Raw genomic sequence first — 13195 nt, 5'->3', positions numbered from 1 at the left:
AGTGTCATGACTGATTCAACCGTAACCAAGACATCTGGCATCAAGCCTGACCACCTGACGATGGAAGAGTGGGTCGAGTCGCGCATCGCGCGCTTCGAAGGCCGTAAATACGACTGGAACGCGCTGAAGTTCCAGGCCGATTTTGACCCGAAATACCGCCGGGCGCAGATGCGCTACATCGGCACCGGCGCAACCGGCGTGGCGAACGACACCAATACAGTACAAGCGGACCATTTCACCTTCTCCACCATGGTGCTGCCGTCGAAGTGCGAGGGGCCGCTACACCTGCACGACGACGTGGAAGAGGTGTTCTTCATGCTTAAAGGGCAGATCACGCTGATGATCCAGGACGGCGACAACTACACCGAAACCGTGCTGCGCGAGCGCGATTTGATTTCCGTCCCGCCGGGGATCTATCGCGGCCTGTTTAACCACGGGGAAGAAGAGGCGCTGATGTGCGTCATGCTGGGAACCAACAAGCCGGAAATCCCGACCTATCCCGCCGACCATCCGCTCTCAAAAGTGAAGCGGAACTAAGGAGGCATGATGACGGGGTTTCGTGAACAGGGAAGCGGCATTCCGCTGATGCTGCTGCACGGCATCAGCTCCGGCGCGGCCTCCTGGCACAAGCAGATGACGCTGGAAGGCTTTCGCGTGTTGGCGTGGGACATGCCCGGCTATGGCGAAAGCCCGATGCTGGCGGTTGAGCGTGCGAACGCGGGGGATTACGCCGACGCGCTGGCGGCGATGCTCGACCGCGCGGGCGTCTGGCAGACGGTGCTGGTGGGTCATTCACTCGGCGCGCTGGTGGCCAGCGCATTTGCGGCGAAGTATCCGCAGCGCGTGCTGCACCTGGTGCTGGCGGACGCCGCGCAGGGCTACGGCAATGCTGTCCCGGAGCAGCGGGAGCAGGTCTGGCGCAGCCGCGAGCAGCAGATGGCGCTCGGCGGTGAAATCCTCGCGCAGACCCGCGCCGCGAAGCTGCTGCGCCCCGGCGCGCGCGCGGACGATATCGCCACCGTCGCGGCGGGCATGCGCGCGCTGCGCCCGGAAGGCTACCTTGCCGCCGCGTGGATGCTGGCGCACGACGACATTCATACCTGGCTCAAGCGGCACTCCGGCACGTTTGAAGTCTGGTGCGGCGAGCAGGACGCCATCACGCAGCCCGAGCTGGTACAGGGGCTGGCGCTGCGCTACCGCATGCCGTTTACCGCCATACCGCAAGCCGGGCACGCCAGCTATCTCGATAACGACGCGTTTTTTAACCAACAGCTTTTACGCATTAACGAAGAGGTGCGCGATGAATGCACACATTGACGGCCGCGTAGCGGTAGTCACCGGCGGTTCTTCCGGCATTGGCTTTGAAACGCTGCGCCTGCTGCTGGGCGAGGGAGCAAAAGTGGCCTTCTGCGGCCGCGACCCGGACCGGCTCGCCAGCGCCCACGCGACGCTGCAAAACGACTATCCCGACGGGGAGATTTTCTCTTACCGCTGCGACGTGCTGAACGCTGACGAGGTGCAGGCTTTCGCGGATGCCGTTCAGGCCCAATTTGGCGCGGCGGATATGCTGATCAACAACGCCGGGCAGGGCTACGTGGCGCATTTCCACGACACCCCGCGTGAGGCGTGGCTGCACGAGGCCGAACTGAAGCTGTTCGGGGTGATCAACCCGGTTCAGGCGTTTCAGCCTCTGCTGGAGCGGTCCGACATCGCCTCGATCACCTGCGTCAATTCCCTGCTGGCGTTGCAGCCGGAGGAGCACATGATTGCCACTTCCGCCGCCCGTGCCGCGCTGCTGAACATGACGCTCACTCTCTCAAAAGAGCTGGTGGGCAAAGGCATTCGCGTCAACTCCATTTTGCTTGGCATGGTGGAATCCGGGCAGTGGCAGCGCCGCTTCGAAAACCGGGCGGATAAAAGCCAGAGCTGGCCTGCCTGGACGGCGGATATCGCGCGCAAGCGCGGCATTCCGATGGCGCGCCTCGGCAAGCCGCACGAGCCCGCGCAAGCGCTGCTGTTTCTCGCTTCGCCGCTGGCTTCGTTTACTACCGGTGCCGCGCTGGACGTTTCCGGCGGCTTCTGCCGCCATCTGTAAGGACGCATCATGAAAAAGGTAATGTTAATTGGGTTTGGCGCCATGGCGCAGGCGGTAATTGAGCGTCTGCCCACCGGTGTGGCTATCGGCTGGATCGTGGCGCGTGAAGCCCACCACGCTGCCATTCGCGCGCAGTTTGGTGATGCGGTAACGGCGCTGACCTCGCCGGTGGACTGCGCGGAAACGCCCGACCTGGTGCTGGAGTGCGCCAGCCAGCAGGCGGTGGCGCAGTATGGCGAAGCGATTTTAAGTCGCGGCTGGCATCTGGCGGTGATCTCCACCGGTGCGCTGGCGGACAGCGTGCTGGAGCAGCGCCTGCACGCGGCGGGCGGCAGGCTGACGCTGCTCTCCGGCGCGGTTGCCGGTATTGACGGGCTGGCGGCGGCGAAAGAGGGCGGGCTTGAGCGCGTCACCTATCAGTCGCGCAAAAGCCCGGCCAGCTGGCGCGGCAGTTACGCCGAGCAGCTTATCGATCTTAACGCGGTCTCAGAGGCGAAGGTCTTCTTTGAAGGCAGCGCCCGCGAGGCGGCTCGCCTGTTCCCGGCGAACGCCAACGTGGCGGCAACCGTGGCGCTCGGCGGCGTGGGGATGGACGACACCCGCGTGCAGCTCATGGTCGACCCGGTAACGAAGCGTAATACCCACACGCTGCACGTCGAAGGATTGTTCGGCGAATTCCATCTGGAGCTGAGCGGGCTGCCGCTGGCGTCCAATCCCAAAACCTCCACCCTTGCGGCACTGAGCGCGGTTCGCGCTTGCCGCGAGCTGTCCCTGAGCTGAGGAGCGACGATGAATGATCTGAAGATTTTTATCGGCGGCCAGTGGCGACGCGGCGGCGGTAACCCGATGCAGAGCCATTTCCCGGCTGACGGGTCGATCAATGCGACGCTGAATGCCGCAAGCCCCGACGATCTCGTGGAGGCGATAGAGGCCGGCGAGCGGGCGTGGCGCGATCCCGCGTGGCGCAACAGTCTGCCGCATATGCGCGCGAAGATCCTGCATAAGGTCGCCGATCTGATTGAATCCCGCGTGGATGCGCTGGCGCAGATGCAGAGCCGCGATAACGGCAAGCCGCTGGCGGAAGCGCGCGGGCTGGTGATGAGCGCGGCGGGAACGGCGCGCTACTTTGCCGCCGCCTGCGAGCTGCTGGAAGGCGAGCTTCCGACGCCGCGCCAGCCGGATTTGCTGACCCTGAGCCGCTACGAGCCGCTTGGCGTGGTGGCCGCCATCACGCCGTGGAATTCGCCGATTGCCAGCGAGATGCAGAAGATCGCGCCGGCGATTGCCGCGGGTAACGCAGCGATCCTCAAGCCCGCCGAAGCCACGCCGCTGATGGCGCTGGAGTTGGCGCGGATTTTTGAACAGGCCGGGCTGCCCGCCGGGCTGTTGAGCGTCCTGCCAGGAAAAGGCTCGGTGATTGGCGATGCGCTGGCGCGTCATCCAAAGGTGCGGAAAATTTCGTTTACCGGCGGCACCACTACGGGCCGTCATCTGGCGCACGTGGCGGCGGAAAAGCTGATCCCGGCCTCGCTGGAGCTGGGTGGAAAATCCCCGACCATCGTGCTGGAGGATGCCGACGTTGAGCAGGCCGCGCGCGGGATCTGCTACGGCATTTTCAGCTCGGCAGGGCAGGCGTGCATCGCCGGGTCGCGCCTGTTTATTCACGAAAGCATCTACGCGCCGCTGATGGCGCGGCTACTGGAATTAACTCGCGGGCTGCGCGTGGGGCACCCCTTCACCGACGGCGTCCACGTTGGGCCGCTGATCAATGAGAAACATCGCCAGAGCGTGCAGGAATACGTCGAGCTGGCTAAGCGCGAGGGGGGCCGCGTGCTGTGCGGCGGGGAGATCCCGGCGGATCCTGACCTGGCAAACGGCAGCTTCTTCCTGCCGACCATTATCGAAGGGTTGACGAACAGCGCCCGCGCCTGCCAGGAAGAGATCTTCGGCCCGGTGCTGGTGGCAATGCCGTTTCGCGATGAAGCCACGCTTATCCGCGAGGCGAACGACTCGGTTTACGGCCTGGCGGCAGGGATCTGGACCCGCGACACCGGGCGCGCGTTGCGCCTGAGCGAACGGCTGGAGGCGGGCACGGTGTGGATCAACACCTACAAAGTTTTTGCGATTTCGACCCCGTTCGGGGGCTTTAAAGAGAGCGGTCTGGGCCGCGAAAAGGGCATTCAGGGGCTTAAAGCCTGGATGCAGCAAAAGAGCATTTATCTGGCGACGGGTAATAGCGTCAACCACTGGTGCGACTGAGAAAGGGTGAGCAATGAGTGAAATGATAACCGTCGGCGACGCCATCGCCAGAACGCTGGAGCAGTATCAGGTTGAGGCCATCTACGGCGTCATCTCCATTCACAACCTGCCGATCGCGGACGCGGTGGGGCAGCGTGGCAACATTCGCTTCGTGCCCGCGCGCGGCGAGGCGGGATCCGTCACCATGGCCGACGCCCACGGGCGTTTTTCCGGCCTCGGCGTGGCGCTGACCAGCACCGGCGCCGGGGCAGGCAACGCGGTCGGCGCGCTGGTAGAAGCCATGAACGCCTGCACGCCGCTGCTGCATTTAACCGGACAGGTGGAGAAAGCGTGGCTGGATGCCGACACCGGGTTTATCCACGAAACCCGCGACCAGCTGACCTTCCTGAAGGCCAGCTCAAAGCGGGCCTACCGCATCAGCAACGCCAACCAGGCGATAGCGATTCTGCATAAAGCGATTCAGGAGGCGCAGACGCCGCCGTGCGGGCCGGTTTCAGTGGAGATCCCGATTGATATTCAGGGGGCCCAAATTCCAATGTCGCTGGTGACCGCACCGGTGAAACCGGCTTCGGTTGCAGCCGTGGAGCCCGCGTCGGTCGATGCGTTGTGGGCACAGCTCAGGCAGGCGAAACGGCCGCTGCTGTGGCTGGGCGGCGGGGCGCTGGGAAGCGCTGACGCCGTGAAAACGCTGGCGGATGCGGGCTTGACGGTGATTTCCAGCACCCACGCGCGCGGCGTGCTGCCGGACAGCCATCGCGCCAGCCTGCGGGCATTCCATAATTCCCCGTCGGTGGAGGCGATTATCGCGCAGTGTGACTTTACGCTGATCGCCGGTTCACGCCTGCGCAGCAACGAAACCCGCTCCTGGACGCTGGCGCTGCCCTCTCCGCGCGTGCAGATTGATATCGATCCGGCGGCAGCGAGCCGCAATTACCTGATGGATAACACGCTGATAGCCGACTGCTCCACGCTGCTTCGCGCGCTGGCCGACAAAGCCCAGGGCCGGGAGTGGGGCGACGCGCAGTGGGATACGCAGGTGCAGCAGGCGGTTGCCAAAGCAGAGCAGGGGCTGCGCGAACAGTGCGGCGCCTACGCGAAGCTTAACGACGCCATTGAGAAAGCCCTGCCGCAGGACGGCCTGCTGGTGCGCGATATCACCGTTTCCGGCAGCCTGTGGGGCAGTCGTCTGTTCCGCGCTAACGGTCCGCTGATGAATATCCACTCGCTGGCTGGCGCAATTGGTATGGGACTACCGATGGCCATCGGTACCGCGATTGCTAACCCGCAGCGTAAGGTGGTGGGGCTGGTGGGCGACGGTGGCCTGAGCCTGAATTTAGGCGAGCTGGCGACGCTGGCGCAGGAGAAAGCCAACGTGATGCTGCTGATCATGAACGACGGCGGCTACGGCGTGATGCGCGGCATCCAGGATAAGTATTTCGGCGGGCGTCAGTATTATAACGAACTGCATACGCCGGACTTTACCCTGCTGGCACAGGCAATTGGCTTGCAGGCGTGGAGCGTTGAGCGGGCAGAGGATTTTGATGCGGTAATGACGGAGGCGCTTGCGATGCCGGGGCCGTCGGTGGTGGAAGTGCGGATGGAACAGATTGGCGCGCTGAAGTTTGCCGGGCCGCCGCAGAAGACGCTTTACTGATATGCGAGATTTCCCCTCTCCCCAAAGGGGAGAGGGTTAGGGTGAGGGGGTAAATCAGAACACGTTAAACGGGTATTCCACGTAGGCGCGGATCTCATCCCCGCCCACGTTGTACTCGCTGGCGTTGCTGGAGACGCGCAGCACGGAGTAGCGCAGGCGCAGCGTCAGGTCTTTCGCCGGGCCGTCCTGCACCTTGTACTGGATCTGGTTAAACCACTCGTGCTCTTTGCCGTTGCTGGTTTCAGAGGTTTTGATGTTGTCCCCACGCACGTAGGCGGTGGTCCAGCTCAGGCCCGGCAGGCCAAAGCCGCCAAAGTCCAGGCCGTACGACGCTTGCCAAGAGCGCTCGTCTTCACCGTTGAAATCAGACCAGTAGGAGTTCGCCAGCCAGATGGTATTGCCACCGTCACCCACGCCGCCCTTGTCGCGATAGCCGCCGTAGTTGTAGCCGGTGCTGCCGCTGCTCTGCTGGTATGCCACTTTGAACGTATGAATATCCCAGATGTAGCTTGCCGCCAGGCTCCAGATGGTGTTGCTGCGGCCGGTGTCGAGGCTGTCAGCGTAACCCTGATCAAGACGCGAGTTATAGCCGTTAAAGTCGAGTACCAGCTGCTGCCCGGTGCTGAATGGCTGTTTGAAATTCAGGCCCAGATACTGTTTGTTCATCACCTCTTCGTTATGAGAGGCGTACAGCGCACCGCTGAACTGGTCGTTGAACTGGTAGCTTGCGCCCCCGAAGGTCAGGCTTTTCAGGCCGCTGTCGTGGCGGTCGTCGCTTTTACGCTGCTCGTCGGTGAAATAACCGGCGTTCACTTCCAGCCCATCGATCTCTTTCGAGGTCAGCATGGCACCGGTGTAGCTTTCAAACAGCAGGCGGGAGTTATCGGCGTTAACGATAGGCAGTTCAGGGCGCTGGTTACCGTAGCTCAGCACGGTATTTGAGATGCGCATTTTGGCGGTTGCGCCAAATTTCGCTAGATCGGATTTGGCCCTCCCATCGTCTTCCTGTTTAAAGAAGTCGATACCGCCCGCGCCGCTCTTGCCGCGACCGCCATCCAGGCGCACGCCGTACTGTGCGATGCCGTCCACGCCAAAGCCCACCAGCCCTTCGGTATATCCGGATTCAAATGTGGCGATGATACCCTGGCCCCATTCGGCTTTATCCTGCTGGCCCTGATGGTAATCACGGCTGATATACGCATTGCGTAAAAACAGGTCTAAATGGCTGTCGTCGATAAAACCCATGCTGTCAGATTGCTGGCTTGCAGCGGCAGGTAATGCGGCGAATAAACTTAAAGCAATTAACGATAATTCTTTTTTCACGGAGGGAACGTCTCTGTCTTAATATATTAAATTGAATTACTGCGCGCTTGATAATTACCGGAAAGGTTAACGATTGCAATAAATATGTGACCAGACGTTTCAGCAGGAAAGGGCAGATTTGACGGGGTTTTCAGAGGTGTTACCGATACGTGCGATTTAGTTAGCAATTCATGCGAAATAAAAAGGAGGCAAAATTGCCTCCTTTCAATATTATTTAATTCCGTCAGCGGCCATACGGTCGCGAATATGCTGCGCGCGCGCTTCTGAGGCCGGGTGATCGTCAAACATGGAGCTCTGGCGACCCGCTTCCAGCTTGGCCAGCTTTTCGAAGCTGGTGGCTAAACCGGATGGATTAATCCCGCGTTTGCGCAACAGATCGTAGGAGTAGTCATCCGCTTCGGACTCCTGACGCTGTGAGAACTGGGAGTTAACCAGCTTTTCGCCTACGTCACCAAGCTGCGACTGGGACAGGCTGCCAACGATACCGCCCGCAGAGGCCGCCGCCGCGCGGATGGCATTGGTGCCTAAGGCAACCTGCATCCCTTTCTTGACGTGGCCGAGCGCAACGTGGCCCATTTCGTGGCCGATTACCGCTTCGACTTCGTTGTCGGTCATCATGTCCATCAGCCCGCTGTAGACGCGGATGCAGCCGTTCGCCATCGCGAAGGCGTTCACGTCTTTCGCCATGTAAACCTTGTAGTTCACCGGCTGGCCGTTGATGTTATCGCCGAGCGCGGAAGCAATCTTATTCAGACGCTGTGTGTAGGTACTGTCAGCCGGCGCAAGTGTGGCTTTTCCGTCCATATCTTTACAGGCCTGATCGCTCAGCGCTTTAACCTGCGCGTCACTCAGGGAGTAGGCCTGAAAGGCTTCTGCACCTGAGGTCATCAGACCGTTAGAGTCCATATTCTGACAGCCGCTCAGCATGAGCGTTGTACCCAGGGCCAGCACTATTGCACGCATTTTCATGAAGTTGCTTCCGTACTCGTTAATCTGAATAAATCCGAAAAGTGCACCAGCAACGAAGCCGGGGCGGGATAAGTATAAGGAATATCTACAGGCGCGGGCGAGCAGATTGCGCAACATGCGAGCATGATCCAGAGATTTCTTAAGCTGCAAAAGAATGGTCCATGTACATGCCCTGCGGCTTGGGTTACATTGTTGGCACTTTTTTCCGGCGTAGCCCAAAACGCGCTGTCGTCAAGGGCATGGCCTTTAACAGTCCGATCTGGAGTTAAAATGTCCTCACGTAAAGAGCTTGCTAATGCTATTCGTGCGCTGAGCATGGACGCAGTACAGAAAGCCAAGTCCGGCCACCCGGGTGCCCCTATGGGTATGGCTGATATCGCCGAAGTCCTGTGGCGTGATTTCCTTAACCACAACCCGCAGAACCCGGCATGGGCTGACCGCGACCGTTTCGTGCTGTCTAACGGCCACGGCTCTATGCTGATCTACAGCCTGCTGCATCTCACCGGCTACGATCTACCTATCGAAGAGCTGAAAAACTTCCGTCAGCTGCACTCCAAAACTCCAGGTCACCCGGAAGTGGGCTACACCGCTGGTGTAGAAACCACCACCGGCCCGCTGGGTCAGGGTATTGCTAACGCTGTGGGTATGGCGATTGCTGAGAAGACCCTGGCGGCGCAGTTCAACCGTCCTGGCCATGACATCGTGGACCACTTCACCTACGCCTTCCTGGGCGACGGCTGCATGATGGAAGGCATTTCTCACGAAGTGTGCTCCCTGGCCGGTACCCTGAAGCTGGGTAAACTGGTTGCGTTCTATGACGACAACGGCATCTCCATCGACGGTCACGTTGAAGGCTGGTTCACTGACGACACTGCAGCACGTTTCGAAGCTTACGGCTGGCACGTTGTGCGTGGCGTTGATGGCCATGATGCTGACTCGATTAAACGTGCAGTAGAAGAAGCGCGCGCAGTGACCGACAAACCGTCCCTGCTGATGTGCAAAACCATCATCGGCTTCGGTTCTCCGAACAAAGCGGGCACCCATGACTCCCACGGCGCACCGCTGGGTGACGCGGAAATCGCACTGACCCGTGAAGCGCTGGGCTGGAAATACCCTGCATTCGAAATCCCGTCTGAGATCTATGCCCAGTGGGATGCAAAAGAAGTGGGCCAGGCGAAAGAAGCGGCCTGGAACGAGAAGTTCGCTGCCTATGCGAAAGCGTTCCCACAGGAAGCGGCTGAATTCACCCGTCGTATGAAAGGCGATATGCCGTCTGACTTCGACGCGAAAGCCAACGAATTCATCGCAAAGCTGCAGGCGAATCCGTCTAAAATCGCGAGCCGTAAAGCGTCTCAGAATGCGATTGAAGCGTTCGGTCCTCTGCTGCCTGAATTCCTCGGCGGCTCCGCTGACCTGGCGCCATCTAACCTGACCCTGTGGTCTGGTTCTAAGCCAATCAACGAAGATACTGCCGGTAACTACATCCATTACGGTGTACGTGAATTCGGTATGACCGCTATCGCGAACGGTATCTCCCTGCACGGTGGTTTCCTGCCGTACACCTCTACCTTCCTGATGTTTGTGGAATATGCACGTAACGCCGTGCGTATGGCCGCGCTGATGAAACAGCGTCAGGTGATGGTCTACACCCACGACTCCATCGGTCTGGGCGAAGATGGCCCAACTCACCAGCCGGTAGAGCAGGTGGCTTCTCTGCGCGTGACCCCGAACATGAGCACATGGCGTCCATGTGACCAGGTTGAATCCGCGGTGGCGTGGAAATACGGCGTTGAGCGTCAGGACGGTCCAACCGCGCTGATCCTCTCCCGTCAGAACCTGGCGCAGCAGGAACGCACGCCAGAGCAGCTGGCGAACATCGCGCGCGGTGGTTACGTGCTGAAAGATTGCGCGGGCCAGCCACAGCTGATCTTCATTGCCACCGGTTCTGAAGTTGAACTGGCTGTTGCAGCGTGGGAAAAACTGACTGCCGAAGGTGTGAAAGCGCGCGTGGTCTCCATGCCGTCTACCGACGCGTTCGACAAGCAGGATGCCGCTTACCGCGAATCCGTACTGCCTAAAGCGGTTTCCGCTCGCGTGGCAGTGGAAGCGGGTATCGCTGACTACTGGTTCAAATACGTGGGCCTGAACGGCGCTATCGTCGGTATGACCACCTTCGGTGAGTCTGCTCCGGCAGAACAGCTGTTCGAAGAGTTCGGCTTCACCGTTGAGAACGTTGTCGCTAAGGCGAAAGAGCTGCTGTAATCGCTTGTACGGTGCGGGCTGATGCCCTCACCCCGGCCCTCTCCCACGGGAGAGGGTGCAAACACTAAAAACGGTAACCTTTCGGTTACCGTTTTGCTTTTATCTCGGCGTAAATTATTCCACCAAAAATGTGACGCAAGTCATATAGCGCGCTTATTCATCTGGACAGACATTCCTTTTATTCCTCGATTCGCTTATTCTTGCTGAAGCGTTTCAGTCGATTAAATGTTCGACAATTGACCAATCAATCGCAGTTTGTGATAGCAAGGATTCCCCTTCGGGCGTAGCTGGATTACTCTTTCAGCCACCTCAAACTCAGGGATAGCTTTGCAGGAGATCTATGACCGTACGCGTAGCGATTAATGGCTTCGGTCGCATCGGGCGCAACGTGGTTCGTGCTTTATATGAATCCGGGCGTCGTGCGGAAATCACCGTGGTGGCAATCAACGAACTGGCGGATGCTGCGGGCATGGCGCATTTGTTGAAATATGACACCAGCCACGGCCGTTTTGCCTGGGATGTTCGCCAGGAAAGAGAGCAGCTGTTTGTCGGTGACGACGCGATTCGCGTACTGCATGAGAGCAGTATTGCAGGACTACCCTGGCGGGAACTGGGCGTGGATGTGGTGCTCGACTGCACCGGTGTTTACGGTAACCGCGAACACGGCGAAGCGCATCTGGCCGCTGGCGCAAAAAAAGTCCTGTTTTCTCATCCCGGCAGTAACGATCTCGACGCGACCGTCGTGTTTGGCGTCAACCAGCATGAGCTGAAGGCTGAACACCTCATCGTTTCCAACGCCTCCTGCACCACCAACTGCATTATTCCGGTCATCAAACTGTTAGACGATGCGTACGGCATTGAATCCGGCACCGTGACCACGATTCACTCCGCCATGCACGATCAGCAGGTTATCGACGCTTACCATCCGGATTTACGACGCACGCGCGCGGCGAGCCAGTCAATCATTCCGGTGGACACAAAGCTGGCGGCAGGGATCACCCGAATTTTCCCGCAGTTTAATGACCGTTTTGAAGCGATTGCCGTGCGTGTCCCGACAATTAACGTGACGGCAATTGACCTCAGCGTGACGGTGAAAAAACCGGTAAAAGCCTGTGAAGTCAACCTGTTGCTGCAAAAAGCGGCACAGGGAGCATTTCATGGTATAGTTGACTATACGGAATTACCGTTGGTCTCAGTAGATTTTAACCACGACCCGCACAGCGCCATCGTCGATGGCACGCAGACGCGAGTCAGTGGCGCGCACCTTATCAAGACGCTGGTCTGGTGTGATAACGAATGGGGCTTTGCTAACCGGATGCTCGACACCACGTTAGCAATGGCCGCTCAAGGTTTCAGGTAAGACGCATCGTGCGTCTGCAAAACTTTAAGAATCAACGAGAGGATTCACCATGTCTGTAATTAAGATGACCGATCTGGATCTGGCTGGTAAACGCGTTTTCATCCGTGCCGATCTGAACGTACCGGTTAAAGATGGCAAAGTGACCAGCGACGCGCGTATCCGTGCATCTCTGCCAACCATCGAGCTGGCTCTGAAGCAGGGCGCTAAAGTGATGGTCACCTCCCACCTGGGCCGTCCAACCGAAGGCGAGTACAACGAAGAGTTCTCTCTGCTGCCAGTTGTTAATTACCTGAAAGACAAACTGTCCAACCCAGTTCGCCTGGTGAAAGATTATCTGGACGGCGTTGAAGTGGCTGCCGGTGAACTGGTGGTTCTGGAAAACGTTCGCTTCAACAAAGGCGAGAAGAAAGACGACGAAACCCTGTCCAAAAAATACGCTGCACTGTGCGACGTATTCGTGATGGATGCGTTCGGTACAGCTCACCGTGCGCAGGCGTCTACCCACGGTATCGGTAAATTCGCAGACGTAGCGTGCGCCGGTCCTTTGCTGGCCGACGAACTGGAAGCGCTGGGTAAAGCGCTGAAAGAGCCTGCTCGTCCAATGGTGGCTATCGTTGGTGGTTCTAAAGTTTCTACCAAACTGACCGTTCTGGATTCCCTGTCTAAAATCGCTGACCAGCTGATCGTCGGCGGTGGTATTGCGAACACCTTCGTTGCTGCTCAGGGCCACAACGTGGGTAAATCCCTGTACGAAGCAGACCTGGTTGACGAAGCCAAACGCCTGCTGGGTACCTGTGATATCCCGGTTCCAACTGACGTTCGCGTGGCGACCGAGTTCTCCGAAACCGCTACCGCGACCCTGAAATCTGTAAACGACATCAAAGATGAAGAGCAGATTCTGGACCTGGGCGACGTTTCTGCACAGAAACTGGCTGAAATCCTTAAAAACGCAAAAACTATCCTGTGGAACGGTCCTGTTGGCGTGTTCGAATTCCCGAACTTCCGCAAAGGGACTGAAATCGTTGCTAACGCTATTGCAGACAGCGAAGCGTTCTCTATCGCAGGCGGTGGTGACACCCTGGCAGCAATCGACCTGTTCGGTATCGCTGACAAAATCTCCTACATCTCCACTGGTGGCGGCGCATTCCTCGAATTCGTGGAAGGTAAAGTACTGCCAGCAGTAGCAATGCTCGAAGAGCGCGCTAAGAAGTAAGCCATTCAAGGGCAGGGAAACCTGCCCAATTTTCAGCGCGCTTCTAAGAGCTCGCACCTT

The 13195-nt window shown here is 59.0% G+C and carries 11 protein-coding genes; 9 read left to right on the top strand and 2 right to left on the bottom strand.

The features are described 5' to 3' along the window. The first annotated feature begins 6 nt into the window (after positions 1-6). The 6 genes from HBM95_19010 to HBM95_18985 are packed head-to-tail and all read left to right on the top strand — an operon-like array spanning position 7 to position 6008. Positions 7-537: a cupin domain-containing protein gene (locus HBM95_19010; GenBank protein ID NIH44997.1), complete on the top strand. Its 531-nt coding sequence runs from the start codon at positions 7-9 to the stop codon at positions 535-537. Positions 538-546: 9 nt separating this feature from the next. Next, complete coding sequence (locus tag HBM95_19005) at positions 547-1317, top strand: alpha/beta hydrolase (protein NIH44996.1); 771 nt, start codon at positions 547-549, stop codon at positions 1315-1317. Beyond that, positions 1301-2095, top strand: a complete 795-nt coding sequence (locus tag HBM95_19000) for an SDR family oxidoreductase (GenBank protein ID NIH44995.1) — start codon at positions 1301-1303, stop codon at positions 2093-2095. The genes HBM95_19005 and HBM95_19000 overlap by 17 nt, the downstream gene beginning before the upstream one ends. 9 nt (positions 2096-2104) lie before the next feature. Further along, the gene (locus HBM95_18995; GenBank protein NIH44994.1) at positions 2105-2875 is read left to right on the top strand and encodes an aspartate dehydrogenase; all 771 of its coding nucleotides are present in this window, start codon (positions 2105-2107) and stop codon (positions 2873-2875) included. Between the two features lie 9 nt (positions 2876-2884). Next, positions 2885-4354: an aldehyde dehydrogenase gene (locus HBM95_18990; GenBank protein ID NIH44993.1), complete on the top strand. Its 1470-nt coding sequence runs from the start codon at positions 2885-2887 to the stop codon at positions 4352-4354. 13 nt (positions 4355-4367) lie between these two features. Then, a complete protein-coding gene (locus HBM95_18985) occupies positions 4368-6008 on the top strand; it encodes a thiamine pyrophosphate-binding protein (protein ID NIH44992.1) in 1641 nt (546 codons plus the stop codon). 54 nt (positions 6009-6062) lie between these two features. On the opposite strand, the gene HBM95_18980 is transcribed toward HBM95_18985, so the two are convergent. Together HBM95_18980 and HBM95_18975 are read right to left on the bottom strand one after the other, a co-directional pair. Next, positions 6063-7331 (bottom strand): OprD family porin, encoded by a 1269-nt coding sequence (locus HBM95_18980; GenBank protein ID NIH44991.1) that lies wholly within the window; start codon positions 7329-7331, stop codon positions 6063-6065. Between the two features lie 210 nt (positions 7332-7541). After that, entirely contained in the window at positions 7542-8300 is a 759-nt protein-coding gene (locus HBM95_18975; protein ID NIH44990.1) for a M48 family metallopeptidase, read from the bottom strand. A gap of 270 nt (positions 8301-8570) precedes the next feature. Between HBM95_18975 and tkt the strand changes: the two genes are divergently transcribed. The 3 genes from tkt to pgk all read left to right on the top strand — a co-directional run bounded on the left by tkt (position 8571) and on the right by pgk (position 13135). Beyond that, on the top strand, positions 8571-10562 hold the full coding sequence (tkt, locus tag HBM95_18970) for a transketolase (protein ID NIH44989.1): 1992 nt from the start codon (positions 8571-8573) through the stop codon (positions 10560-10562). Between the two features lie 340 nt (positions 10563-10902). Continuing rightward, positions 10903-11922 (top strand): erythrose-4-phosphate dehydrogenase, encoded by a 1020-nt coding sequence (gene epd, locus HBM95_18965; GenBank protein ID NIH44988.1) that lies wholly within the window; start codon positions 10903-10905, stop codon positions 11920-11922. Between the two features lie 49 nt (positions 11923-11971). Beyond that, positions 11972-13135 (top strand): phosphoglycerate kinase, encoded by a 1164-nt coding sequence (gene pgk, locus HBM95_18960; protein ID NIH44987.1) that lies wholly within the window; start codon positions 11972-11974, stop codon positions 13133-13135. Positions 13136-13195 lie beyond the last annotated feature (60 nt).

The sequence above is a fragment of the Enterobacter asburiae genome, from assembly GCA_011754535.1.
GTDB lineage: Bacteria > Pseudomonadota > Gammaproteobacteria > Enterobacterales > Enterobacteriaceae > Enterobacter > Enterobacter cloacae_N.
This window is presented reverse-complemented; position numbering and strand designations above follow the sequence as displayed.

Coding starts and splice junctions, on each gene's coding strand:
- HBM95_19010 (NIH44997.1), top strand. CDS start 7: ATGACTGATTCAACCGTAACCAAGACATCTGGCATCAAGCCTGACCAC.
- HBM95_19005 (NIH44996.1), top strand. CDS start 547: ATGACGGGGTTTCGTGAACAGGGAAGCGGCATTCCGCTGATGCTGCTG.
- HBM95_19000 (NIH44995.1), top strand. CDS start 1,301: ATGAATGCACACATTGACGGCCGCGTAGCGGTAGTCACCGGCGGTTCT.
- HBM95_18995 (NIH44994.1), top strand. CDS start 2,105: ATGAAAAAGGTAATGTTAATTGGGTTTGGCGCCATGGCGCAGGCGGTA.
- HBM95_18990 (NIH44993.1), top strand. CDS start 2,885: ATGAATGATCTGAAGATTTTTATCGGCGGCCAGTGGCGACGCGGCGGC.
- HBM95_18985 (NIH44992.1), top strand. CDS start 4,368: ATGAGTGAAATGATAACCGTCGGCGACGCCATCGCCAGAACGCTGGAG.
- HBM95_18975 (NIH44990.1), bottom strand. CDS start 8,300: ATGAAAATGCGTGCAATAGTGCTGGCCCTGGGTACAACGCTCATGCTG.
- tkt (NIH44989.1), top strand. CDS start 8,571: ATGTCCTCACGTAAAGAGCTTGCTAATGCTATTCGTGCGCTGAGCATG.
- epd (NIH44988.1), top strand. CDS start 10,903: ATGACCGTACGCGTAGCGATTAATGGCTTCGGTCGCATCGGGCGCAAC.
- pgk (NIH44987.1), top strand. CDS start 11,972: ATGTCTGTAATTAAGATGACCGATCTGGATCTGGCTGGTAAACGCGTT.